Origin of the sequence: Rosistilla carotiformis (assembly GCF_007753095.1) — a bacterium.
GTDB classification, from domain to species: domain Bacteria; phylum Planctomycetota; class Planctomycetia; order Pirellulales; family Pirellulaceae; genus Rosistilla; species Rosistilla carotiformis.
The window spans coordinates 5,647,752-5,673,185 of record NZ_CP036348.1; the positions used below are offsets into that span (position 1 = coordinate 5,647,752).

The 25,434-nt window shown below is 57.6% G+C and carries 20 protein-coding genes; 7 read left to right on the forward strand and 13 right to left on the reverse strand.

Annotated features, from left to right (window positions below; translation table 11 throughout):
- The first annotated feature begins 60 nt into the window (after window positions 1-60).
- Window positions 61-1,662, forward strand: coding sequence for a glycoside hydrolase family 10 protein (locus tag Poly24_RS20445; protein ID WP_145099914.1), 1,602 nt, complete (start codon window positions 61-63; stop codon window positions 1,660-1,662).
- Window positions 1,663-1,739: 77 nt separating this feature from the next.
- The gene (locus tag Poly24_RS20450) at window positions 1,740-2,849 is read left to right on the forward strand and encodes a sialidase family protein (RefSeq protein ID WP_197452056.1); all 1,110 of its coding nucleotides are present in this window, start codon (window positions 1,740-1,742) and stop codon (window positions 2,847-2,849) included.
- Between the two features lie 98 nt (window positions 2,850-2,947).
- Here Poly24_RS20450 and Poly24_RS20455 read toward each other — a convergent pair whose 3' ends face one another.
- The 3 genes from Poly24_RS20455 to Poly24_RS20465 all read right to left on the reverse strand — a co-directional run bounded on the left by Poly24_RS20455 (window position 2,948) and on the right by Poly24_RS20465 (window position 7,054).
- Window positions 2,948-4,426, reverse strand: coding sequence for a hypothetical protein (locus Poly24_RS20455; RefSeq protein ID WP_145099917.1), 1,479 nt, complete (start codon window positions 4,424-4,426; stop codon window positions 2,948-2,950).
- Window positions 4,427-4,462: 36 nt separating this feature from the next.
- Window positions 4,463-6,490, reverse strand: coding sequence for a redoxin domain-containing protein (locus tag Poly24_RS20460; protein WP_145099920.1), 2,028 nt, complete (start codon window positions 6,488-6,490; stop codon window positions 4,463-4,465).
- Window positions 6,491-6,625: 135 nt separating this feature from the next.
- Entirely contained in the window at window positions 6,626-7,054 is a 429-nt protein-coding gene (locus Poly24_RS20465) for a thioredoxin family protein (RefSeq protein WP_145099923.1), read from the reverse strand.
- 302 nt (window positions 7,055-7,356) lie between these two features.
- Between Poly24_RS20465 and Poly24_RS20470 the strand changes: the two genes are divergently transcribed.
- The gene (locus Poly24_RS20470; RefSeq protein WP_145099926.1) at window positions 7,357-8,031 is read left to right on the forward strand and encodes a hypothetical protein; all 675 of its coding nucleotides are present in this window, start codon (window positions 7,357-7,359) and stop codon (window positions 8,029-8,031) included.
- A gap of 12 nt (window positions 8,032-8,043) precedes the next feature.
- On the opposite strand, the gene pstB is transcribed toward Poly24_RS20470, so the two are convergent.
- Genes pstB through pstS form a run of 4 tightly spaced genes read right to left on the reverse strand, consistent with a single transcriptional unit; the run spans window position 8,044 to window position 11,921 of the window.
- Window positions 8,044-8,898 carry a phosphate ABC transporter ATP-binding protein PstB gene (gene pstB, locus Poly24_RS20475; protein WP_231753255.1) on the reverse strand — a complete coding sequence of 285 codons (855 nt, stop codon included), beginning with the start codon at window positions 8,896-8,898 and terminating at the stop codon, window positions 8,044-8,046.
- 12 nt (window positions 8,899-8,910) lie between these two features.
- Entirely contained in the window at window positions 8,911-9,822 is a 912-nt protein-coding gene (gene pstA / locus Poly24_RS20480; RefSeq protein ID WP_197452058.1) for a phosphate ABC transporter permease PstA, read from the reverse strand.
- Window positions 9,819-10,796: a phosphate ABC transporter permease subunit PstC gene (pstC, locus tag Poly24_RS20485; RefSeq protein WP_145099929.1), complete on the reverse strand. Its 978-nt coding sequence runs from the start codon at window positions 10,794-10,796 to the stop codon at window positions 9,819-9,821. The genes pstA and pstC overlap by 4 nt, the downstream gene beginning before the upstream one ends.
- Window positions 10,797-10,847: 51 nt before the next feature.
- On the reverse strand, window positions 10,848-11,921 hold the full coding sequence (pstS, locus tag Poly24_RS20490) for a phosphate ABC transporter substrate-binding protein PstS (protein ID WP_231753256.1): 1,074 nt from the start codon (window positions 11,919-11,921) through the stop codon (window positions 10,848-10,850).
- A gap of 416 nt (window positions 11,922-12,337) precedes the next feature.
- On the opposite strand from pstS, the gene Poly24_RS20495 reads away from it, so the two are divergent.
- Both Poly24_RS20495 and Poly24_RS20500 read left to right on the forward strand, forming a co-directional pair.
- Window positions 12,338-13,978, forward strand: a complete 1,641-nt coding sequence (locus Poly24_RS20495; RefSeq protein ID WP_231753257.1) for an OprO/OprP family phosphate-selective porin — start codon at window positions 12,338-12,340, stop codon at window positions 13,976-13,978.
- Between the two features lie 100 nt (window positions 13,979-14,078).
- Window positions 14,079-14,666: a hypothetical protein gene (locus Poly24_RS20500; protein ID WP_145099935.1), complete on the forward strand. Its 588-nt coding sequence runs from the start codon at window positions 14,079-14,081 to the stop codon at window positions 14,664-14,666.
- A gap of 62 nt (window positions 14,667-14,728) precedes the next feature.
- On the opposite strand, the gene Poly24_RS20505 is transcribed toward Poly24_RS20500, so the two are convergent.
- Window positions 14,729-15,634: a hypothetical protein gene (locus tag Poly24_RS20505; protein ID WP_145099938.1), complete on the reverse strand. Its 906-nt coding sequence runs from the start codon at window positions 15,632-15,634 to the stop codon at window positions 14,729-14,731.
- 205 nt (window positions 15,635-15,839) lie between these two features.
- Between Poly24_RS20505 and Poly24_RS20510 the strand changes: the two genes are divergently transcribed.
- Window positions 15,840-17,417 (forward strand): N,N-dimethylformamidase beta subunit family domain-containing protein, encoded by a 1,578-nt coding sequence (locus Poly24_RS20510; RefSeq protein WP_145099940.1) that lies wholly within the window; start codon window positions 15,840-15,842, stop codon window positions 17,415-17,417.
- 8 nt (window positions 17,418-17,425) lie between these two features.
- Here Poly24_RS20510 and Poly24_RS20515 read toward each other — a convergent pair whose 3' ends face one another.
- Together Poly24_RS20515 and Poly24_RS20520 are read right to left on the reverse strand one after the other, a co-directional pair.
- A complete protein-coding gene (locus tag Poly24_RS20515) occupies window positions 17,426-18,229 on the reverse strand; it encodes an enoyl-ACP reductase FabI (RefSeq protein ID WP_145099943.1) in 804 nt (267 codons plus the stop codon).
- Between the two features lie 2 nt (window positions 18,230-18,231).
- Window positions 18,232-18,666, reverse strand: a complete 435-nt coding sequence (locus tag Poly24_RS20520; RefSeq protein WP_145099946.1) for a 3-hydroxyacyl-ACP dehydratase FabZ family protein — start codon at window positions 18,664-18,666, stop codon at window positions 18,232-18,234.
- A gap of 183 nt (window positions 18,667-18,849) precedes the next feature.
- On the opposite strand from Poly24_RS20520, the gene Poly24_RS20525 reads away from it, so the two are divergent.
- Entirely contained in the window at window positions 18,850-20,121 is a 1,272-nt protein-coding gene (locus tag Poly24_RS20525) for a lactate racemase domain-containing protein (protein WP_145099949.1), read from the forward strand.
- Window positions 20,122-20,711: 590 nt separating this feature from the next.
- Here Poly24_RS20525 and Poly24_RS20530 read toward each other — a convergent pair.
- From Poly24_RS20530 to atpD, 3 genes are all read right to left on the reverse strand, one after another.
- Window positions 20,712-23,372: a hypothetical protein gene (locus tag Poly24_RS20530; RefSeq protein WP_145099952.1), complete on the reverse strand. Its 2,661-nt coding sequence runs from the start codon at window positions 23,370-23,372 to the stop codon at window positions 20,712-20,714.
- 145 nt (window positions 23,373-23,517) lie between these two features.
- Window positions 23,518-23,910 (reverse strand): F0F1 ATP synthase subunit epsilon, encoded by a 393-nt coding sequence (locus Poly24_RS20535; RefSeq protein WP_145099955.1) that lies wholly within the window; start codon window positions 23,908-23,910, stop codon window positions 23,518-23,520.
- Window positions 23,911-23,937: 27 nt separating this feature from the next.
- A complete protein-coding gene (atpD, locus tag Poly24_RS20540; RefSeq protein ID WP_145099958.1) occupies window positions 23,938-25,392 on the reverse strand; it encodes a F0F1 ATP synthase subunit beta in 1,455 nt (484 codons plus the stop codon).
- Window positions 25,393-25,434: the final 42 nt, after the last annotated feature.

The window sequence follows — 25,434 nt, forward strand, 5'->3', positions numbered from 1 at the left end:
ACATCGTTAGGCTTCGAACGACACTTCTTAAACTCCCCACCTACTTTCGAGATTTGTTTGATGATCCGATTGCCGCTTGTTGGTACTACGCTATTTGTTTTGTTGGTTGTCGCAATCGGTCCCGCTCAAGCTGACGAGCCTCTTTCCCTTGCTCAATTGAAAGCAGACAGGGAGCAGGCCACTCAGCGCGAGCGGCGGATCATTTTTAATAACGACGGAAACGAACCGGTCTATCTCTGTCGCGATACGACACCCGAGGAACTGCTTCGTCACCGCACCTCTCCGTTGGTGAACACCCACGTCGATACGATTTTCTATTGCACGTGGAGCAGCGGCTTCGGCATGTTCACCCACGACACGAAAGTGGGGAATGTCTTTAAGACAAAAGAAGGTTTGTTCTCCAAGAACTCGATCGAAAAAATGCTTGACGCGGGAACCGACCCGCTGCAAGTCATGGCCGATTTCGGCAAGAAGAATGACATCGAAATCTTCTGGTCGTTTCGCATGAACGACACGCATGACGCGGGCCTATCGGGATACGGGCCGATCATGTTGCGAGCGAACCCGTTGAAGCTCGAGCATCCCGAATGGCTGATCGGGACCCCGAAAAATCGCCCCAAGTTCGGCGGTTGGAGCGCTGTCGATTTCACTCGCCCTGAGATTCGCGATCTTGCGGTCGCGTATGTCGAAGAGGTTTGCCAGAACTACGGCATCAACGGAATCGAACTCGACTTCTTTCGACACCCAGTCTTCTTCAAACGGGCAGCCCAATCGGGAACGCCCTGCAACGAAGAAGAACGAAATCTGATGACGGACATGATTCGTCGAATCAGAAAAGTCACGGAAATCGAAGGACAAAAGCGAGGCACCCCGATCCTGCTTTCGGTCCGCGTCCCCGACTCGGTCTCCTACTGCCGTGACAGTGGTCTCGATATCGAGAAATGGATGCAAGACGATTTGATCGACCTGATGACGGTGTCGGGATATTACCGGCTGAGCCCATGGGAGGATTCGGTCAAACTAGGGAACAAGTACAACGTTCCGGTCTACCCGTCGTTGGATGAATCCCGCGTCCGAGATCCCGAGGCTAAAAAACTGCGAATGACGGTTGAGGCCTATCGCGGCCGCGCATTGGCCGCTCGAAGCGCCGGCATGGCGGGACTCAACCTATTCAATTCGTTTGATCCCCACGCGCCCATCTGGAAAGAGCTTGGTGAGCCGGCAACACTCGCCCGGCAAGACCATGATTATTTTGCCAGCATCCGAGGCGTCGGAGCGGCCGCAGGAGGCGCCTTGCCGCATCGCAGCTACCAAAAGATCGCCACGCTCAATCCGAAAGCAGCGGTTTCGGTAGCACCCGACAAAGCGGCGACGGTCAGTTTCTACAACGGCGTGGAATATCAAAAGCTGGATTCCGCCACTCCGCCCCAAATCACACTCCGTCTTCAGTTTGACAAGGAAGCTCCTCAGAACATCCAAGTCGCGCTCAATGGAGTCGCGCTGAAGCCATCGACCGCTGCGGATGGATGGCTGGAATGCACAGTGGATCCTGGAATGCTCAAGCTGAATGAAAACCAAGTCACGGTTTCACTCGGCGACAAAGACGCGGCGGCGAAGTGGACCGACCTGCGCTGCACGGTTCGCTGGAATCAAGACAAATAGTCTCAACGCCGCAAAGTTGCTTAGAAGCTTGTGAATTCGGCAATCCAACAAGAACATCACCTCAGGTAATCCATCGCGTGAATCAACGAACGAACACCGCTTTTGCTACATTGCTGGTCATCGCCGCCTCGATTTCTTCAGTTGTTGCCGCCGAAGCAATCGAAGACATACACATTGTTCCCAAAGCAGAGAAGCTACGCGGATATCGCGGCATCAATGGCGACTTGATCCAGCGAAAGGATGGCTCCCTTTTGTTCTGCTACACCGAACCCGGTGAAGGCGGAGGCATTGTTTCCAAGACTTCGACCGATCAAGGAAGTACATGGAGCGAGCCGAAGGTTATCGTCGCTCAGCCACCCTCGTCGGGACCGGGAAGATACAACCATCCAAGCTTGCTGCAGCTGGACAACGGGGACCTTCTCATCTCCTACAACTACACCACTCACCCCGCCAAGCCGTATTACGCGATGACCCTTTATCGTCGCAGCGCCGACCAAGGGGAAACGTGGAGTGAGCAACTGCCGATGACGCCGTACGCGGGATACACCCTCGTGCACAACGACAAGCTGCTGTCTCTCAAGGATGGCCGCATCATCGCGGTAGCGGCGACGAAGAAATACATGCCTAGTTCCCATGACCACAATGGTTATGTCGGCTTAACCTTCTACTCCGACGACCAAGGATACAGTTGGCATCCGAGCAAAAACGACGTCGACTTGTACGACTCGAGAAAAATCGAGGTCCAAGAACCCGATGCCGTGGAATTAAAAGACGGCCGACTGCTGATGTTCGCTCGCTCATATAGCGGTTACCCGTTGAAAGCCTATTCCGAAGACCGAGGCGAAACCTGGTCAAAGGGCGAACTCATTCGTGAGTTGAAAATGCCTTACGCTGGCCTGCCTACGGTCCGCCGAATTCCATCGACCGGAGACTTGCTGTTCATTTGGATCAGCGGCAAGTCCAAGAGCGAGAGCGGCCTTCCACTGCGAAGCGTGCTGTCGACAGCGATCTCGCAAGACGAGGGCGAAACCTTCGTGCACCAACGAAACCTGGTTGACGACCCTACCAACGATCTGGGATATCAGTGCATTGAATTCCTGGAAGATGGAACCGCGTTGATCGTCTATCACAGCAACGATGGCTTGCACATGTCTCGCCTGAACGTCGATTGGTTCTACGGCAAATAGCGAAATGGAGCGACTTCCTGGGACGTCTTGCTTGAGACCAGGATTTCCCGCGACATCGACTCGCCACAACTTTGCTTCAGCAATCTTCAAGCCTGAAGCTAAAGCTGTTGCAAGGCGACGCCTCCGGTCGCTTTAGCCAACTGGATTAGGTCGTCGTTGACCTCTTCGACGATAAACGCGTGCAGGATGATCCCGTTGAGCTCTTCTGGCTTGACGTTGATCCCATGATCGCCATCGGTCACGATGATCAGCTCGGGACGTTCGGCCTGAGTGTCGGCGACAACGGCTTCGATCCGCGTGATCCCCTCGCGAATCGCGAGGTTGATATCGGTATCATCGCCAAGGAAAAAGCTGGAGTGCAGGTTTTGCATCGCCTGGCGTGCCTGAGACACTTCGTCGACAAGCACCTGTTCGTGAACGACGGAATCGAAAAAGCTGAATCCCAAAATGGCTTCGCGCCGTAGCACAGCTCGCAAACGGTTCATCAGGATGGCGATCAGCTTGTAGATCCGTTCTCCCTGCTGCATCGATTTCGAGCGATCCAACATCGCGTAGAACAGCTGCTTTTTGTCGCTCTTCTTGATCTTCTCGCGGACCATGAAGCTTTTTGTCGCCACGCGGTAGCGAAAATATTTGGGCGACGCGACTTTCAGCGCCCACGCTGCCGGCACCATCCGCGACAGTTCGTCGAACGATTGCATCATCCGCATCCGCGTCTGGTCACCGTCGGCCGCCGGCAACATTTTCTTTTCAAAGCGAGGCTGAAAGCCGACGTATTCGTTGGCGATCCGCGCGATCCGCACCAACGCTTCGAGCCCCGGTTCGCTGAGCATCCGCGACGCGATATCCAACCGCCGGACCGACAGCGGATGGATCTCCTTGTGCTCGGTCTCGCGACGGACGCCACCGAAACAGTCGCTCAGCAGCGACGCGATCTTATCGCGTGTCTCGAGGTTTTCGACCAATTGAATCTGGCTGATCCCACGATCCAAGGCCATCCGTTCCAGGTCGAGCTGGTCGGTCGATTGCAGCGAATCCTCGTCGGGCAGACACTCCAACAATTCGATCTCATCGGCTGTCAGCCCGCCCACTTCGCCAAGAGCCCAGTTGACTTGCGCGGCGATCACGTCGGACGCCAGCCCGATCGCAAGGGCTTGTTTGACGGTCGAGATCAAGGCGACATTGGCGATCGCGCGATCGATGTCGGTGCGTCCCTCCAGCTGATCGAATTCGATCTCGCGCAAAGCGGATGCCAAGGCATGGTAGATCGCCGTATCACGCTGCGACCAATGAAAGATGTCGTCGAGGAAACGCTTGATCCGCCCCATCCGCATCCGGTAGGTCAGCCCGATCCGCCGCTCGATCTCCAGCGATCCGGCCAAGCGTCCGTCGTCGACAAGATGCACGCCATCCCAGATCGTTGGAATCGGAATGTGCTGCATTCCGATCGCGTCGAGCCGCCGAATCACCTCGGCGGTGTTGATTTGCTGACGCCGCTCGCTCTCGTCCGGATAGGTCACATGCGTGTGAAAGCGGATGAAGTTTCGATAGCGTCGCGGCAGATCAGCGGCATCCATGATCGGCCTCTCGGGCAGCAAATGAGGACAAGCGACTCACGAGCCAAACCGCTTCTTGGCGGCCTGTTCGATTTCCCGCCGCGTGAGGATCGAATCGCCGTCGCGATCGAACTTACGAAATCCGTAGCGGCTGAAGGCCATCGGCGTCTCTTCGCGGGCGACCTTGCCATCGCCGTCGGTATCCATCTGCTCAAAAAAGTCGCGGACGAAGTCGTTGACTCGCTGTGTCGCTTCGTCGGCGGCGACGCTCTTCTCATGCGACTGCTTTGCTTTCGCCTGCTTATTGGCTCGGCGATCCGGCTTGTCGTCCAATGGCTGGCAGACTTCGAAAAACGCCAGCGCCATCTCTTCCCAAGTCTGATCGCCCCAGCTGACGTATTGCGATGGATCGGGATTGACCAGATTGTCCTTGGAGTTGTCGAACCAAACGGTCCCCGTTAGTTCCTTGACCGTCGACAGATCGATCGGGTTGGCGAAGGCATAGGAGTGCTGCCAATTGAAGTCGTACGCTGGCACATCCAACAACGTCTCCTGCTGGCCCGCGATCTGCCCCATTAAACGGAACGCTTTGCCGCGCAGATGCATGTGCGGCGCAACGGCTAACAATTGCCCGGCTTTCGGCAATCCGCCCGGCTTGATTTGAACAGGATGATTGGCCGCCCGCGGTGGGATCTCGAACTCTTGATCGATCGCCGCAACGGTGAAGACTTCATTGGTAACCGTTGCCGGATCGGCCAACTTGATGCCGACCTTCGTCAGATCGTCAACCTCCGAACCGTTGGGCGTGTAGTGCATCTGGAAGACAAACTTGGAACCGGCGGGAACGCGGCGGGCCAGCCCAGGCGGGTACTCCGCGACGCGTTGGCCGGGAACGTAGGCGGTCAACCAATTGACGCCGCGTTGGCGTTGGCCATCGGGTGGGCGCACAAAGATGATCGCGTGATGGACGACGCTGCGGTCGCCAGGGATCACCTCAGCCGCCTGGATCCACTGATCCTCGGTAAACCCACTGTCGACGACAAAATACTGGTACTCCACCGTCCCTTCGGCCGGCACGCGATACGGCTTGTCGTTCATCGCAAAGACGAGATCGGGAGTTCCCAGTCCCCAATCGCCGCGCGGCGGCAGCGGTTCGGGAAGGTCGTTGGCATTGCCATAGGGCATCCCTTGATCGACCCAATCTCGCAAGATCTGCTTGTCCCCCGCCGACATCTGCCGGGCCCCTAAGAAGTCGCCATATTCGGGATTCGCGTGCCATGGAGGCATCCGCCCTTGATCGATCACTTCCAGCGACATATCGGCCCAGCCGACGACTTCATCGTAATCGGTCAGGGCAAACGGACCGATCTCGCCGGCGCGGTGGCATTCGACGCAGTGCTGCTGCAGCACGCGTGAGACCTGTTTGCAGAAGGTGATCGAGCCCTCGTCTGCCAACGGTCGTGATTGCCCGATGATGCAACCGACCGCCGTAGTCCGCGGCATCGCGACAGGTCGATCGGCCAGCAGGTCGTCGATCGCTTCGCGCAATTCGCTGCGCGTGGCGACGGGACGCGAAATGCCTGGTCGATACTGATCGTCGATCCGGCCTTGGTAACGGATCTTGCCGGTCGCATCGAGGACAAAGACCTCGGGCGTTCGCGTCGCTCCCAACAGCGTCGCCGCAGCGCCGTCGTAATCCTTCGCCATCGGGAACGAAATCGCATACCGGTCGACATACTCGCGGACCTCTTGCAGCGAATCCTGGCGGTTGCTGTTGACTCCCAAGACGCGCACGCCGCGATCGCGCAGTTCGGAATCCAACGCCGACAACCGCGGACCATACAATCGGGCTAATGGACACTCAGTCCCCAAGAAGCAGATCACATGCAGCTTGCCCGCTTCGGGATCGAGCAGCCGAAGCGACTGGTTTTCCACCGCCGACGGCAACTGCAACGACTGAACCGATTCAGCTGCCACGGCGGACAGCCCACTGCAACCCCAAGCCAGGAGACAGACAACAACTCGCCCGAAACTCGCCCCGCGATTGCGTTGAAAGCCCCAGTGCGTCAGATCTCGAAAGTTCATGGCTGCCCAAATGAATAGAAATGGAAAGTGAAGAGTTTGGACTAAGCGAGCCCGTTCAACGGGCCTTCACCGGTACCTAGCGAGTTGGCGACCGACCGGCCCACAAGCGGCACGCAACCAATACACGGCGGACGATCAGAGGGTCGCGTCGCCGGAATGAGAGAAACCAGAAGCCCACTGAGAGATCTCATCCGCCGAATAATAGCCGGTCCGTTCGTCGATCTTCTTTCCATCGCGAAACATGACCATGTGCGGGATTCCCGATATTCGGTAACGCGCACTGAGTTCGGGATTGTTGTCGACGTTGATCGAAACGATCTCGACGTCGCCGGTGACGTTTGGCAATTCCTCGTCGAGCATCCGGCACGGGCCGCACCACGGGGCACCAAACTTGATTAGGGTCAGAGGCGACTTTGCGACCAATTCGTCGAACTGCTGTTCGCTGTAGTGCGGGTCATCGCTGCCCGAACCGTCTGCCATGCGAAAGCGATCGCAACCGACGACGATCAAAGCAGCCAACGCGATCCATCCGATAGCGATTCGGGTCGAAGCGAGCATATTCATTTTCCAATCCGCGATTTTGATTTGTTGTCCAGTCGAACCCCATGGATCCTGTATACCAGATCCGACGAAAGCTCGCCGCTTAGCGACTCTCGCTTCTCAAAGCCACAATGTCGATCGTCAGCGGTACCGATGGTGGTAATTACTCTACATTTGCCCCTGCGGAGCAAGTTAAGTGCCGACGCGTTAGTTAGCAGAGGGGGGCCTATCTGGCACCCTCCTTCACTGCCAACGACGACAGCCAGCCATAAAGGCCCATTGCAGCCGACTCCATTTCCGCCATTCATTCTAAGACACTGCCGTTCATGGGCAACAACCTTGAAAACTTTGAACAGACCGTCCAATGCATCTCCGACAGGGTTCTCACCTGCATTCGGCAGCAACAGTCCTTGCAAGCGTCGATTGCAGATGAACCCGATAGCATTTTCATAAAGTCGGCCAACGGGCACACTCAAATAGTCAACAGTGCCTACCACCTTCGGTTTACCGCAGGGATCGATCCAGCGGGGAAACCGGGGGATTCTTATCTGCATTCGTCGATCATCGACGTGTCGCAACGCAGCGACAAGATGGTCCTGGGCGGTTGCTCGACGGTGCAATTCAACCATGTGGGAGAAGATGCGCTGGGGCGAACGCTTCAATTCCGCACGTACAAGCGTTCCCTACAAGAAGCCGGCGACCCGCGTTATGCGATCCTTGGGATCACGCGCGTGCTGGGGATCGTCGCATCGAAGGCGCCCACCAGGTCGCACCTTTCCGACAAATGGCAGCGTTTTGAACAGTTGGACCCGACCGACCGCCAACTTGCGATCGAGATCGCCGGAGGGCGACGAACGATCGATCACGGTCGCGGCGAAGCCAACGCAATCGATTCCCGTTACAACGCGATCCTGCAAACGATGGAAGTTGAATCGCAGGTCGAACTGATCAAGCTGTTGGTGCGATTGCAGGACAACGGATTTGGCGATCTGGGGATTTGATCGAATCCGACGCTAGCTGAACTCGCCCCGAATGTACTGCTTGGTGTACTCTTCTTGCGGATCGGCAAACATCGCTTCGGTCTTGTTGTATTCGACCAGATAGCCGGTTCGCGCACCTTCCGACGTGTCGACATACATGAACGCCGTCATGTCGGCGACGCGTTGAGCTTGTTGCAGATTGTGAGTGACCACCGCGATCGTGTACTGCTTCTTCAGTTCGGTCATCAGTTCTTCGATCCGTCGCGTCGCGATCGGATCCAAGGCCGAACAAGGTTCATCCATCAACAGCACCTCGGGTTCGGTTGCGATCGCTCGGGCGATACACAGACGTTGCTGCTGCCCCCCGGACAACGACAATCCGCTGTTCTTCAGCTTGTCCTTCACCTCATCCCAAAGCGCCGCCCCGCGCAGCGCCTTCTCGACGCGTTCGGGCACGTCTCCTTTGACGCGGTTCAGGCGCAGGCCAAAGGCAACGTTATTGTAAATACTCATCGCAAACGGATTGGGCTGTTGAAAGACCATCCCGATGTAGCGACGCACCGCCACGGGATCGACGCTGCGATGGTAGATGTCGCGACCGCGAAAATGGACATGCCCTTCGAAACGGAAGCCGCGCACCAAATCGTTCATCCGATTCAGGCATCGCAGCGCGGTGCTCTTGCCGCAGCCCGATGGGCCAATAAAAGCCGTGATCTGTCCCTGCTGGACAGGAATATGACTATCGCGGACCGCGCGAAACTTGCCGTAATAAAGATTATCGATCTTGCAATCGATAACCGTATTGGCGGGCACTCCGTTGCTCTTCCCGTTAAGCTTCTTGCCCTGCTTCGCTTGATGCGGCTTCTTATCTGGAGACGCTTGGACCATTGGAATACCTGCTCAGCTTGTGACTTTATTGCGTGATAGGATTTGCCCACCGATGTTGATCACTAACACGATCATCACCAGCACGAGAGCGGCTGCCCAAGCGAGTTCAATTTGATTCTCGAAGGGAACGCCAGAGAAATTAAAGATCAGCACTGCCAAAGAAGCCGTCGGATCCATCAACGCCAATTTGCCATCTTGTACGATCCAGTAGTTGCTGTTCAGCGCGGTGAACAGCAACGGCGCGGTCTCGCCCGCGGCGCGGGCCACGGCCAACATCACGCCGGTCAGTAGCCCTGGCAACGCCGTGGGAAGGACCACTTTCCAAACAACTTGTGTCTGCGTTGCACCCATTCCGATCGCGGCTTCTTTCATCCGATGCGGAACCATCTTGATCGCTTCTTCGGCGGTCAGCATGACGATCGGCAGCATCAGGATCGAAAGCGCGATGCCGCCGGCGGGGGCCGAATAAGTGCCGGTGACCAAAACCACCGCCGCATACGCAAACACGCCCGCCAGGATTGACGGAAAACCGGTGAGCAATTTAGCGCAGAAGCGAACGGCCGAGGCGGTCTTGCTGTCCTTGCCAAATTCGGCCAGGAACAACGCGGCCAGAACACCGAAGGGAACGCTGATCACGACGGAGATGCTGACCATCAGCAACGTCCCGACGATCGCGTTGCCAAAGCCGCCGCCACTCTCAAATGCCGATGGTGGCGTTTCGGTGAACAGGCTGAGACTGAGTCGCTTGCCACCGCGCCAGATCAGCATGAACAACACCGAAAACAGCGGGATGCAGGCAACGACGGTGACCAGACCGGTTAGAATGCTCAACGTCGAACTGAATAGTGTTCGCGGGTGACGCAGCGAACGTTCCAGGGTTGGAAAATCGATGTCATCAAATGCATCGGTGATTTCTTGGCTCACTTGGTGGCTCCCTTCATGTGCGCCGAAGCGCGCCGCATGATCGCCGCTCCGAAGATGTTGACCGCCAATGTGATCGCCATCAGCAGCAGCGCGGCGTACATCAGCACTTGTTCTTCCTGCTTGCCCGCTTCGGGGAAGTTATTCGCCAGCAAAGCGGCCAAGGTATTGGCCGGAGAGAACAGTGAAACCGTCAATTGATTTGAATTGCCCACCAGCATCGCGAGCGCCATGGTCTCCCCAAGGGCGCGACCAAACCCAAGCACCAACGAGCCGAAGATGCCTGTCGCCGAGGCGGGAATGATCACTCCGAAGATCGCCTCCCATCGCGTCGCTCCAAGTCCAAACGCCGCCTCTTTGAGCTTTCTAGGAACCGAACTGATCGCATCACGGGAGATCGCCGAAACGGTCGGCAGGATCATGATCGCCAGCACAAGCGAAGCGGGCAACATCCCCGGTCCGCTGAGCGATGTTTTGAAAAACGGGATCCACTCGAAATGCTCATGGATCCAGTTGGCTGCCGGACGAATCGCGGGGATCACGACATAGATCCCCCACAGGCCATAAACCACACTGGGGATCGCGGCGAGCAGTTCGACGATGTTCTTGAAAACAACTTCCAGGTAGGTCGGCAAGAAATCTTGCGTCAGGAAGATGGCTATCGAAACACCGAAGAAGCCCGCGATCATCAACGCCAGAAGCGAACTGTAAAGCGTGCCCCAGATTTCTGGGAGCACGCCGAATTCACCTCGATTGGCGTCCCAAGTGGTTCCCGTAATAAACGAGAAACCATATTCCTGAATTGCGGGAAAAGCTTTGCCACCTATCTCGTACAGGATGAAAACCACCAACAAGATGGTCAACCAAGAGAACATGTGCGTCATTCCGCGGAAAGCTCGATCCCACGAAATGTCCCATTTCGTGGGGGGCGAAGCGACCGATTGAATCGACGTGTTTGGCTCGATAGACGTTGCCATAAATCCTCTGGTGGCGTGATAAAGCGGTGGTGGAATCCTACCGACCCGCGACTACTGAATGGAATCCAAAGCGGCGGTTACCTTTTCGACAACGTCGGCTGGCAACGGAACGTAGCCCATTTCATCGCTCACTTTTTGGCCTTCGGTCAAGCAGTACTTGACCATCGATTTCAGCACTTCCGCCTTTTGCGGATCGTCGTACTTCTTGTAGCACAACAACCATGTGTAGCTGACGATGGGGAACGCTTGTTCGCCGGGAGGATCGGGAAGCCAAGCACGCAAGTCGGCTGGCATTTCAACGTTCGACAATGCAGCTTGGCCACTCTCCAACGAGGGCAGCACAAAGTTGCCTGCCTTGTTTTGCAGGCTCGCCATCGCCAACTTCGTCAGCTTGGCGTAGCCGTACTCGATGTATCCGATCGCACCGGGCGTTTGCGTGATCGTGGCGGTGACGCCGTCGTTCTTGGGCGAGGCGACAAATTTGTCGCTGCTTGGCCAAACAACCGTTTTACCGGTACCAGGTCCATTGGCCCAGTCTTCGCTGATCGCGCTCAAGTGCTGGGTAAACACATAGGTGGTTCCGCTGCTGTCGGCGCGACGGACGACGGTGATGTCTTGATCGGGCAGCTTGACTCCGGGGTTCGCTTCGACGATCGCCGGGTCGGTCCAATTGGTCACCTTCCCCAAGAAGATCCCGATGTAGGCGTCACGCGATAGTTTCAGTTCGGAAACTCCGGGCAGGTTGTAAGCCAGCACGACTTCGCCAGCCGTCATCGGCAGCAGCTGTACTCCTTGGCTGACCGCAGCAATCTCTTCGTCGGACATGGCCGCATCGCTGGCGCCAAAATCAACGGTGCCATTGGTGAAATCTTTGATCCCCGCCCCGCTACCCTTCGCTTGGTAGTCGACTTTCACCCCGTCGTTGGCACGGCTGAATTCCTTGAACCAACGATCGTAAAGCGGGAAGGGAAAACTTGCCCCCGATCCGGTCAGCTTGACGCTTCCCGTTGTGGTGCTGCCGTCGCCCGATCCTGAGTCGGAATTGGTGCTGCTTGAAGAGCATCCGGTAACCAGAAGACAAACAGCAAGGCCTGCCACAAAAACGCTAGTGTTTCGCCAACGCACGATGATTTCCCATAAAGACGGAGGTGTAAATGCGATCTAACGCAGTCTTACGGTATGGGGCGAAACGGGGACGCTCAAGTCGCAAAACAAGGTATCCATTCATTTTCACCGGCTCTTCACAGTTCCTTAACAAACCCGATCCAGCTGGGCCCGCTATCCCTTTCGATACTGTCGTAACCTTTGTAACGATTGCAGGGAGACCGATTGTGAAGATTATTCATCTTTTGCGCACACGATCGGACAACTACCGAAGGTGGCGACGATTCAACCCATACGAACGGCATGTAGGGAATCGATGTCAGAAGATCAGATCGCCTTTGAGCACAGCCAGGATGGCTAGTTTAAAGGGGCTTCATTCTCCTTAGCCGTTCTATTTGTTGCAATTGTGTATGGAAGTGAACTGGAAAGGACTCCAGATGTTCAAATCTCGAAAACGATATTGGCTGCTCAAGCTTTTGGGCTTGGCGTTTGTTTGCCAAAGCGGGGCGGCAATCAGCTACGCTCAATTCCCAGCGAATGAAGCCGCCTTGGACGCCTCCGCGTTTCGTCCCATCCTGTTGGGACAATCCGATAGCGGGGCCGTCGCTCCCGTCGGCTTCAATGCCCCCGCCGCGAATGCGAATTGGGCGGTTGCCGACGACGCAATGCCAGCCGAAGGGCTGGGCGATTCGGTCAAAGTGACCGAGGGTGCGGAAGAGACGAAGGACGAACGGGACGAATTGATCGAAGACCTGACGAAGCGTCTGGACGGCATGGAAAAGTCGTGGGACGAATACCAAGGCAAGATCACCAAAGAAGCCGAAGCCAAGAAGAAGAAATCGTCCTACAAGATGGGCGGTCGTCTTCACATGGACTATTGGAACTTCATGGATAACTCTCCAGGGATCGGATACTTCGAGCACGACGACGCAGCCGAGGCGAACTACGGAACCGACCCCGAAGACCGCTTCCTGTTCCGTCGCTTGCGACTGGAAATCGAGGGGACGGTTCCCGAGAACATGGTCTTCCGGATCCAAATGGATTTCAACAATCCTTCGACCCCGGAATACAAGGACGCCTACATCGGATGGACCAACCTTCCCTACAACCAAACGCTGTTGTTAGGCAACCAAAAGCGTCCGATGGGCTTGGACCATCTAAACAGTAGTCGCCACAACGTCTTCATGGAACGACCGTTTGCCGTCGAAGCGTTTAACGAAGACGCTCGGCGGATCGGTTTGGCAATGTACGGCCACAACGATTCCGAATCGACCTTCTGGGCGTACGGCATCTATAACCTTGAGAACACCAGCACCACCGGCCGGTTCATCGGTGACAGCATGCAAATGGGCGGTTACGGTCGCGTCGGCGGAAGCCCTTGGTACGACGAGGTCAGTGGCGGTCGCGGCTACTGGCACGTGGCGATGTCCGGTGCGGTCGCAAAACCCGATGGCGACGCCAGCGCTGCCGATTCCAACAGCAACGAAGCGCGCTTCCGCACACGCCCCGAAGCGCGCAGCGATTCGCGCTGGCTCAACACCGGTCGAATCGTCGGTGCCGACTGGTTTGAAACGATCGGATTGGAATCGATGTTGAACATCGGATCGCTGCAGATCACCAGCGAATATCTGTTCAACTGGGTTCAACGCGACGACCAGATCGCGGGATCGGGACCCGATACGCACTTCCACGGCGGTTACATCTTCGCATCCTACTTCCTGACTGGGGAACACATTCCTTACAAACGTAGCCACGGAACGATCGATCGTGTCAAGCCATTCGAGAACTTCTTCTTGGTCGATCGCTTTTGTGGCAATCGCGGCGGCAAGATGGGAATGGGAGCCCTCGCGTTGGCTCTGCGATACGACTACATCGACCTCACCGACGGCGATATCCAAGGTGGTGTTGGGCATTCGGTCACCGGTGGCCTGAACTGGTACTGGACCGCATATTCGAAACTGCAGACCAACTTGATCTACGGCGAGATCGACGACCACAGCCCCGTTGGTCCCACGGGAACCGAATACACCTCGGGTGACTACGCGATTCTTGGCATGCGATTTATGCTCGATTTCTAATCGTGCCAACGACAACAAGAATTGCGACACGAAGGTTTCATTCTCAAATTAAGTTCTTCAAATCGATTGCCACAAGGATGTGGCATTCCGGAGTGATACGATGAAAAACATCCACAAACTAGTGATCGGTGCGATGCTGTTCGGTGGCCTGGTGACAATCCAGTTCACCGGTACCGTACGGGCCGCCAACTGCCAATGCGGACTGTGTGCTGACAACTGTGGTTGCTGCACCCTGAAGGTCGACAAAGTCGATGAAAAGAAGACCGCATGGGAAGTCGAATGCAAACAAGTTTGTATCCCCAAAGTTGTCTTCCCTTGGCAAAAACGCTGCAACCCTTGTGCGAACAACGGTGCCTGCGTGCGAACCGTTCGCGTGCTGAAGAAGAAGGAATACAAGTGCCCCAAGCTTGAATTCACATGGACACCGAAGATGATCGGTGGTTGCGGATGCTGCGGCGGCGCCGGAAACAACTGCTGCGACGACGGCAGTTGTGGCAGCTGTGATGATGGCGGATGCCTGTTGGGTGCCAACGAATTACAACCAGCCCCCTCGCCCTCCATTCCGACACCAGCGATCGGCAACGGCGTCATGCAAACGGCAGCCACCGATGCGATGATCGAAAGCGAAGTGCCAACAGTTCACGTCGCGCGCCCCGTCGGCCTGAAGACGCTGCAACTGAACCGATAACACCGGCAGGGTGAATTCGACAATCGGCTTCGACGTCATCCCGAGCTCGCAACGACCAGAGTTTAAGGCCGGCCTGGCAACAGGTCGGCCTTCGGTGTTTCTGCAGTCAGCGTCTTGTCGGACAGCAGCTTCGACAACCAATCGCTCATCGAAAACCGCAGCGTTTCCTCTTTCCGAGCAATCTGGCGATTCATCCGCTCCACCAGTTTGACCTGCTGTTTGGAAATGATCTCGTCGCGCAAGATCCCTTCCAACGCATCGCCGATCCCTTCGGCGAAATCGCCGCCGACATCGCTGATCCGGTTCACCTCGAACCGAGGCACCGCAATCTGTGCCGATTCGATCACCGGCTTCACGACAACATCTGGCGGGATGTTGACGTAATCCAATCCAACGCCGATGCTGCCGACAATGGTGATCGCGATGTCGGCGTCCGCGTCGACGTTGAAGCTCCACAATTGGACGCCGTAGTTCCAGCGACTGCGACGGGCGAAACAGTTCAATCGCCCGGATAGAGTCAACTGAAACGTTGCCGTTCCATCGGGCAACCAACGCAGATCGTGCAGGTCGGCTTTCATCTGTTGGTCTGGATCGATCAAGCGGATCTCGTACCGCGTCCACGCGCCGTGGTTCACCTCGCGCCATCGACGCTTCGTATCGATCTTCCATCCGTCGCGGCGAACCTTCACTCCCGCATAGATTCGTTTCTGATGCCCCCAGTCCTTTTCGTTCTGGTACGTTTCGGGAATGCTACTGCGGATCAGGTCGGCCACGATCTGACGCAGCCGCCCCGCCTCTGCATCGGGCATTCCGGCCAACGGATCGGCGTCGATTCCCGCGACAACCGCCGTCGGTTCGATCGGCTCGACCGCTCGCGCCGGAACAACCACCAACAAGAGCATGCAGATCAGCAAGGCTTGAAACGCTTGACGAGTTCTATCGACGCGTCCGCTATTCGGTTCGTTCATCCGCATCGGCTCGGTTGCGTGTCATAGAAATGCAACGACGCCTGCCGCCATGCAACGTCGATCCATAGGCCGATATACCGCGCCACGAGTTTTCGAGTCCATGGCGAATCGCATGCAGCCCGACCGCGGTTCAGTTATGCTGGCAATACTTCGAGCGCAGTCTTTTCGCCGATCTCGATTCCCGCCTTTACGAGCGAACCCACCGATGCCAACGATCCCACCTGTTGCTCGCCCCGAGCGACACAAGCTCTCCTCCACGAGTCCGCTTCGCAGTCTCTGCCAACCGATGTCGGGCGGGCTGATTCCAGTCCTTCTGTTGGTATTCACCGCGATCGCGCCGGGCCAATCGATTGCCGAAACCAACCGGATCGTCGCCGAAAACCAGCGGACCGGAACGACCGATTGGCAGCTAACCCGCGTCCGTCCCAACGCCGGCAGATATCGAACCTCGCTTGTCGAAGGCTACTGTTCGGAGCAATCGCTTGCGGTCGGCGAGGAACTGAAAGTCTTCATCAGTTCCGATCCGGCGCTTCCCGTAAACCTGGACATCTACCGGATGGGTTACTACGGCGGCACCGGCGGCCGGCTGGTCAAAACGTTATCCAACATCGACACGATCACGCAACCGGTTCCCGACGCGGGGAAGGACCGCGTGCGGCAGTGCAAGTGGGAACCGAGTGTCAGCTTCACGATTCCCGAGGATTGGGTCAGTGGAGTCTATCTGGGAAAACTGACGACGGTCCCCGAAGCCGACCAACCTTATTGGCAGAGCTACGTGATCTTCATTGTGAAAGACGATCGCCCCGCCGATTTTGTCTTCCAATGTTCGGACAACACATGGCAAGCGTATAACCGCTGGCCGGTGAACGACTCGCTGTACACCCATCCCGACGGACCGCAGAAACCGGGCGTCGCGGTCAGCTTCGACCGCCCCTACGGCATGTATTGCCAGATCTTCGAACATCCGCTGTCGCTCGGTTCGGGTGAATTCCTGCTGTGGGAATTCCCGCTGTGCTTCTGGATGGAGCAACAGGGATACGACGTCACCTATGTCAGCAACAGCGATCTACTAAACCCCGGCGAGATCGACCGCTGCAAAACATTCCTCAGCGTCGGGCACGACGAATACTGGGACACGCGGCAATATGACACCGTCGCGGCGGCGATCGATCGCGGGACCAACGTGCTGTGGCTGAGTGCCAACAGCGTCTATATGGTCAGCCCGTTCAGCCCCAGCGAAAGTGGCCAGCCGAACCGAATCATCACCCGAACCGGCAGCTTCGGTCCGATGCGCGAAGAGGAGACGAAGACCTACGGCAAGATCATGGGCCCGTTCGAAACGCATGGCCCCGACGAACGAAAGATCATCGGGGCGCGGTCGGTCGTGCCCTTCAACGGCGGCGGCGACTGGGTTTGCACTCAGCCCAAGCACTGGATTTACGAAGGAACCCAAATGCGCCAGGGCGACCGCATCGAAGGCCTGATCGGCTGGGAGCATCACGGCGATCCCGATCTGCAGCGACCGGGACTGCAGGTCGTCGCCGAGGGGACGACCTGGGCCGGCGGCACCAATCCGGGACACTGGACCGCGACGATCTTCCCCGGCCCGAAAGGCAACTTTGTCTTCAACGCCGCGACGATCTACTGGGCTCAAGGCCTTGCGACTCCGCCGGGACACATCATCCCCTGGTCGCATAACAGCCGTCCGCACGGTCCCGATCGCCGCGTTCAACAGATCACCAAAAATCTGTTTGAACGCTCGCTGCAGAAGACTCAGGACTGATCCGCGGTTCAGTGATCGGTCGCGCGGCGAACGACATCTTGATCGAAGTAATTGATCTCCATGCCGGCATCGACGATCAATTGCTGAGCGCAGATTCCCGATGACCGTGGGCTCAACAGAAACGCCGCGGTGTCGGCGACTTCGCTAGTCGATACCGCTTTGCCACGCGGGATCACCGATTCCGCGAATAGGTACGAATCGACATAGCCGGGGATCCCCGCCGACGCGCTGGTCTTCAGTAGACCGGCGGCGACCGAATTGAAGCGAACCTGCGAGAACTTACTGAACGACTTCGTCAGAAACGCCAACGATGAAGCCAACGCAGCTTTGATCGGAGCCATGTAACCGTAGCTCTCGCTCGCCATCCGCGTCGTGCTGATTCCAATCGTGACGACGCTGGCGTCGTCGGAAAAACAGCCGCGGAGCGCGTTGCAGATCGCCACCAACGAGAAGCACGAAATGTCGACAGCTTGCAGGAACTGAGCTCGCGTCGTTTCGTGAAACGGTTTGATCCCATCGCTGTAATCGGCGAAGGCGATCGAGTGCAGAAGGCCATCGATCGTCCAGCCGTTGTCGCTGATATAGGCGGCCAAGGCATCGATCTCCACCTGCTGCGCGACGTCGCAAATCAGGATCTCGCGGCCCGGCAACAACTTCGCCAACGACTCGCGTCGCTGCTCGCTACGCACCGAATAGATCACGTTGGCCCCGACCTCTTCCAGCGTCTTGGCGACGTGATAGGCGACGCTCTTCTTGTTGGCAACGCCCATCACCAAGATGTTGCGGCCACTGAGTTTCAGAAAATCGGTCATTCCTAGCCCTCCTCAGGCGTCGCAACACTGCATGCAAAGTCCAACCGAGCGGCCAGCTTGCCGTCCAACATCACCTTGCCCGTCATATAGAAGGCGTTGGAGAATTGTTCGTTCAGCGTGACGTGGATCTCAACGGTATCCCCCGGACGAACCATCTTCTTGAATTTGACGTTGTCCATCCGCGTCGCCACCGGAACGACCGAACCGTCCTGCGGCGTCTGCTTGCTCAACAGGATCGCCCCGGCCTGCAAACAGCATTCGCATTGAATCACCCCCGGTACAATCGGGTAGCCGGGAAAATGCCCCTGCACGAAAAATTCGTCGCTGTGAAAACTCTTCTTGCAAACGATCGTCTTCTCGGTCTGTTCGACGATTTCGTCCAACAGACGCATCGGCAAGCGGTGAGGGATGGCGGCTTCAATCTTTTCAGCAGTCATTGGTGGGGACTAGGGTTCGAAGGTTGGGCTCATTGGCGAATCGATCGCAAACGGTTGAAAACGCTATGCTACCGGACTGCCCAAAGCTTGTCATGCCGCTTATCTTAAACACTACCGGCCCCGCCTGACGCGGTCGCCCGACAGCCCTTTCGACTTCTCCGACTCCTACCCGACCATCCGCCCATGACCACCTACTTTGCCCGTGGCTCTGAAACCGCCGAACTCTCGACCGCCGATCTGCGAGAGGGCTTAGAAAAGCTGTTCACCGACCGCGGCCGCCCCAGCAAAGCCCTGGCGATTCCCCCGGACTACAGCCGCCTGCCCAGCCGCGCCGGCGAAATCACCTGCCTCTGCCACGAACTGCTCGGCGATGCGATGGTCGATGTGATGCCCGCCTTGGGAACGCACAAACCGATGTCGCCGGAACAGTTGGCGCACATGTTCCCCAGCCTGCCAACCGATCTGATCCGCGAGCACAATTGGCGAAACGATGTCGTCACCCTGGGCGATGTCGATGCCGATTTCGTCAGCCAAGCGACCGAGGGAATTTATTCGGAGCCGTGGCCGGCGCAGGTCAACCGCCTGCTGCTCGAAGGAGGCCACGACATGATCCTCTCGATCGGCCAAGTCGTTCCGCACGAAGTGATCGGAATGGCCAACTACAACAAGAACATCTTTGTTGGCACCGGCGGCGTGAAGGGGATCAACGAGAGCCACTTCCTGAGTGCGGCTTACGGCATGGAACGGACGATGGGACGCGCCGACACGCCGCTGCGAAAGATCCTCAATCGCGCTCAAGACCTGTTCTGCAAAGAGATGCCGCTGGTCTACATCCTGACCGTCATCGGCCAACAGCCCGATGGATCGCTGGTCACCCGCGGCCTCTATATCGGCGACGATCACGACACCTTCTTCGAGGCGGCAGAGCTGGCCCTGAAAGTCAACTTCACCGTTTTGGAACGCGCCCCGAAAAAGATGGTCTGTTATCTCGACCCGTCCGAATTCCACAGCACTTGGATCGGCAACAAGTCGATCTACCGAACGCGATTGGCGATCGAAGACGAAGGGGAACTGATCGTCTTGGGTCCCGCCGTGCGGATGTTTGGCGAAGACGAAGCGATCGACGGGCTGATCCGCAAATACGGTTACCAACCAAGCGCCCGCGTGATGGAGTTGGTCCAACAGAACGAAGACCTTCGCAACAACCTCTCCGCCGCGGCTCACCTGATCCACGGCAGCAGCGAGAACCGCTTCAGCGTCACCTACGCTCCCGGCGAACTATCGCAGCAAGAGATCGAAAGCGTCGGCTACAACTACGGCAATGTGAAAAGCTTGATGGAAAAGTACCCACCGGAAAAACTGAACGACGGCTGGCACACCGACAGCGACGGCGAAGAGTTTTATTTCATCAAGAACCCAGCCCTCGGCCTCTGGGCCTCCCCCGGCCGCGTCTGAGACGTTGGAGTCAAAGGCTTCAGCCGATTGTTTTCCTTCCAATCGGTTGGCATAAAGACGTGTCGACCTATTGCCTTGTTGAATGGAGCGTCCACAGGCCCAGTGGCTTATACCACCGGCAATTCTTGTGTCGGCCTCCGGCCTAAAATCCTTGTGGGGATCTCAAGTTCCGGCGGCTTACACCGCCGGCAGGTCGTGTGCCGGCCTCCGGCCTTGGGACGGGAGTGGCCTCAGTTCCGGTGGCTTACACCACCGGCAATTCTTGTGTCGGCCTTCGGCCTCGGGCGGTTTGAGCATACAGGTATTAGGCCGAAGGCCGGCATATTCTGTGCCGGTGGTGTAAGCCACCGGAACCCAAGCCACGCCAAAAACATAAGGCCGGAGGCCGACACAAGCCCCATCGCCGCGACCAGCCAGAGCATGCTGGCATTAGGCCGGAGGCCGACACAAGCCCCATCGCCGCGACCAGCCAGAGCATCCAGGTACTAGGCCGGAGGCCGGCATATCCTCTGCCGGTGGTGTAAGCCACCGAAACCGAGACCGAGACGGAAACTAAAAGGCCGGAGGCCGACACAAGCCGAACTGCGATGTCAGGCCCCCAACCGAGCCCATCTCCAACGCCCAGAACCAGAGGCGAGCAGCCACACCCCAAATCCCCAACCAAACAGCGAGATCGCCGACGCGGGGACTAGCCAGGTTGGGCGATAGCGGAATTCGACTTGCCAATTGCCTGCGGGGAGCTCAAATCCTTGGCTGATAAAGTCGACGGGACGACTGATTGCTTGATGCCATACGGATTCGCCGGTCGCGCGGTAGCGGGCTTTCCAGTTTCCGTCTTGCATCTGAAAAAACTTCACTAGCGTCGGGCGAGAAGCCTCGACATGGGCGAACGTTCGTTCGGGTTGGTGCGCTTCGATTTGACACTCGGAAACCGCAGAAATCTGCTGCGAATCCGTGCGCAGCGAATCCCCATCCGATTCCAGAATGCTCGCTTCCGTTGCGCCCGCCAGATAGTCGCGAACGTGCTCCGGAAGAACCGCGACGATCTCCGACGGAGCGACGACGCGCCAGTCGTCGACCAATTGGATCGGCGCCGCACCGGGGTTGCGGATCCGCGCGTCCAAGCTGACCTGCAGCGGAGCCTCGGTGCTCGCCGTCGGGCCATGGTCGGCCTGCGCGACGCGCGGCTGGAGCGTCGCATCGGCTCCTAGCAATTGGCACAGCCGACTCAGACGTTCCGATGCTTGTTCGGGTGGGCTGTCGACTAAAACTGGGCGAACCGCGTCCCAGAAGATCGGCCCGCGCCAGTGACTGATCGACGTCGCTGAATTGAACTTGGCGATCCCCGTATCCAAATGCCAACGCATGAACAACGATAACTGTTGCCCATGTTCGACTTGTTCGATCCTTCGATTCCGCGGATCGGTCGTCGCCGACGGACTCGACGTCCCCCAACGCTCGGGCCAACGTGGTGCGGTCGCCAGCGAAACGACGCGGCGCAGCGGTGCTGTCGTCTGCTGCATCTCGGCGAGCTTTACATCGGACGGGGCTGATGCGGTTGCGATCAAGCTGCGGCCATGAAGCGTCAGGTCGACCAAGGTCAACGCGAGCAGGGCGATCGGCAGCAGGGAAGAGCCGGGTGTGCAGCGTCGACAAAGAACCAGGATGATCATCGCAAAGAGCCCAGCGTGCACTGCGGCTCCAAACGCTTGAAGCTGCCACAACGAAAGGTTTAGTGGACCGAAGAAGCGATCAGCTGCGGGGCGGAGATCGATGCCCAAGCTGCCGATCGGTAGAAGGCTTAACACCAGCGTTAGCACAGAGATTCCGATCAGCACGGCCGATGCACGGATCGATCCGTCGCGTGATGTACGCGACCAGCGGTCGATCGTGTGCGCTGTCAGCAGCGCCAGTCCGAGACTAAAAAAGACGAGCCACTTCGCGGGAAAGCGGAAGTTGCTGTAGCCGGGCACAAAACTCACAAGGAACCAATACGGACCGCCCAACGCAGCGTTCCAATCGTCCAAGACCATCGCCCCGCCGAACAGATAGGCTATTTCGCGAACCGCCCAAACGAGCCCAAAGCCTCCTAAACTGAAGACCAGTCCAGCGAGGATCATTCCGTCCCAAATCCGCAGCGGATTTCCACACCCTCGCGGCGATTGCCGGTTAACCAGCCATCGCAGACAAATCGGCAGCCGGAGCAATAGACAGATCGCCGGCAGCACGCCCAGGAACAGCGACGGGGTCCAGGTCTTTCCCTCGCTGGGCAGCAGACGCGTGATTCGCGTGTTCTCGGGAAACATCTCTCCACATACGCCCGGCAACAGAGCCCCGATCCACTGCCACGGCCCCACGCTGAAATCGTAGACGTTGGATTGATGGGTTCCGGCCGCCGGGGCCTGCCACCAAGCAGACGGCGCGGCGACATAGGGCTCTGCAGCGGTCAACTGCGCCACGCCCGGCGAAGGACTGTGCCGCCGCACACTCTGCTGCGACCACTGCCACGAGGGGATGATCTGCAGCGAAGCCGCTGCGCTGGCCAAACCGATCGCCAAACCGATCGTCATCAGACGTCGCGCCGTCCCGGTCATCAACATCGAATAGCCAAGACGCACGCTTCCGCTGCGCCGCGTTCGACGCCGGGCGATCCGAAGGCGGCGGACCGCGCGAAACAAGACGTAGCCGACAAGGAAGACGATCACTTGAGCAGCCGACTGAACGTCACCTCCAAGGATCATCATCGCCAGCGACAACGATCCGATCGCAAAGCTGGAACGGCTCCAACGATGAACGGCTTCGATTAAGAAGCCGACCGCCATCGGCAACCATGCCGCACCGACCAGGAACGGCGGATTGGTGTACAAAAACAAGACGGGACCGCTGGCGGCGTAGACGATTCCGGCAAGTGCGTTGGCGGCAACCGAGCCATGATACCGACGCGCGATCCAAAACGTGCTCAGTCCCGCCAGGATCAGATGCAGGTAGACGTAGATCGCCAGCGATTGCGGCGTATCCAACCCGAGATGGAAGACCGCGCGGCCGGGATAGAACAACGCCGTCGTCGTCTCTCCGGCGACCGGCAGACCAAACTGGTCCAAGGGATTCCAGAGCGGCAGATCACCGGCGGAGATCCGCGCATCGATCGCTCGATAGAGCGGTTGGTAGAAATGGGAGACGTCGCGAAACGCGAGCCGTCGATCACCCGAGAGAGCTGGGTAGAGAATCGTCCCCAACGATATGGTCAACAAGCCAAGCGGAATCAAAAACGCTTTCACATCGACCCTGTTGCCGGATGCGGCGTCGGCGGTTCAGCCACAGCCGCCCACTTCCGCCTCGATTGCATACCAGCCACGTGGCCCGCCGCAAAGAAGCGACGGGCTTTAACCAAGCGATTTACTTGCGCGAGATACGCATCTGACCGCGTGCTCGCAGCGCCGACGCATCGCGGACCTGACGCTGCTCTTCGGTGTTCGCAGGCAACTGCAACGCGGCTGCCAAATCCTTCTCCGCATCGGCGTAGACGATGTCGCTGACCGGCATCGCTCGACCGGTGAGGATCGAGACGACGTTGTTTTCGACTTGAGCAAACCCGCCGTCGACGAAGTAAGTCTCGGTCGACGAACCATCGGTCAGTTCAAGTTGTCCAAACCCGAGGCGTCCGATCAACGGAGCGCGTCCGGAAAGTACACCCATCGCACCGTCGTACAATGGCAGCACCAGACTGTCGACTTCGCGATCGATCTCGGTTTTCTCTGGCGTCACTACAACGCACTTTAACTTTGCCACGATCTATGCCTTTTTCCGGGTGCCGTTCTACTTCTTCGCCTTTTCTGCCATCTGCTTGGCTTGCGCTTCCGCCTGTTCGATCGAACCGACGTACATGAACGCTTGCTCTGGCAGATGATCCCACTTGCCGTCGCAGATCTCTTCGAAGCTGCGAATGGTATCGGCAATCGAGGTGACTTCACCCGGTTTGCCGATGAATTTTTCGGCAACCAAAAACGGTTGCGACAGGAAGCGTTCGATACGACGAGCGCGGTGGACGATCATCTTGTCCGATTCGCTCAATTCGTCGACACCCAGAATCGCGATGATATCTTGCAATTCGCGGTAGCGTTGCAGGATCGTTTGAACGCGACGAGCGATCGTGTAGTGACGTTCGCCGACGTACTGCGGATCCAGAATACGGCTGTTCGAAGCCAATGGATCGATCGCAGGGTAGATACCCTTTTCCGAGATCGAACGTTCCAGGTAGATGAACGCGTCCAACTGACCAAACGCCGTCGCAGGAGCCGGATCGGTCGGATCATCCGCAGGAACGTAGACCGCTTGAACCGATGTGATCGCACCCTTCTTGGTCGACGAAATTCGCTCTTGCAAAGCTCCCATTTCGGTCGCCAGCGTCGGTTGGTAACCCACAGCCGAAGGCATCCGTCCCAACAACGCCGATACTTCCGAACCAGCTTGCGAGAAGCGGAAGATGTTATCGACAAACAACAGCGTATCGACGCCGGTGGTGTCACGGAAATATTCAGCCATCGTCAACGCCGACAAGGCAACACGCAAACGAGCCCCTGGCGGCTCATTCATCTGGCCGAAGACCATGCAAGTTTGTTCGATAACGTTACGACCGGTCGAACCGATCTCCGTCTCTTGCATTTCCAACCACAGGTCGGTTCCTTCACGAGTTCGTTCACCGACACCCGCGAATACCGAATAACCACCGTGAGTCGAAGCGATACGAGCGATCAACTCGGTCAAGATAACCGTCTTGCCCAGTCCCGCACCACCAAACAGCCCCGCTTTACCACCGCGAACAAACGGGGTCAGCAGATCGATCACCTTGATACCGGTTTCGAACAATTCAGTGTTCGTCGACAGCTCCGAGATCTGGGGAGCTTGACGATGGATCGGCCAACGCTCTTCGGATTCCACAGGACCGCGACCGTCGACGGGTTCACCCAAGACGTTGAAGACGCGAGCCAAAGCACCCTTGCCCACAGGAACGGTGATCGGCGAACCGGTGTCGATCACTTCCATGCCGCGAATCATGCCGTCGGTGCTACCCAACGCGACGCAGCGGACGCGTCCGCCGCCAAGGTGCTGTTGAACTTCACCTGTCAAATTAACTTTGACACCCTTGTGCTCCGACGTGATCTTCAACGCGTTGTAGATCTTTGGCAGCGAGTCTTGCGGAAATTCCGCATCGAACGTCGATCCAATGATCTGCGTAACGCGGCCCGGCTTGTTTTCAGTGACGGTTGACATTGTGATAGATCCCTCGCTTTGGCGTCGGGTTAATTGTTGGTG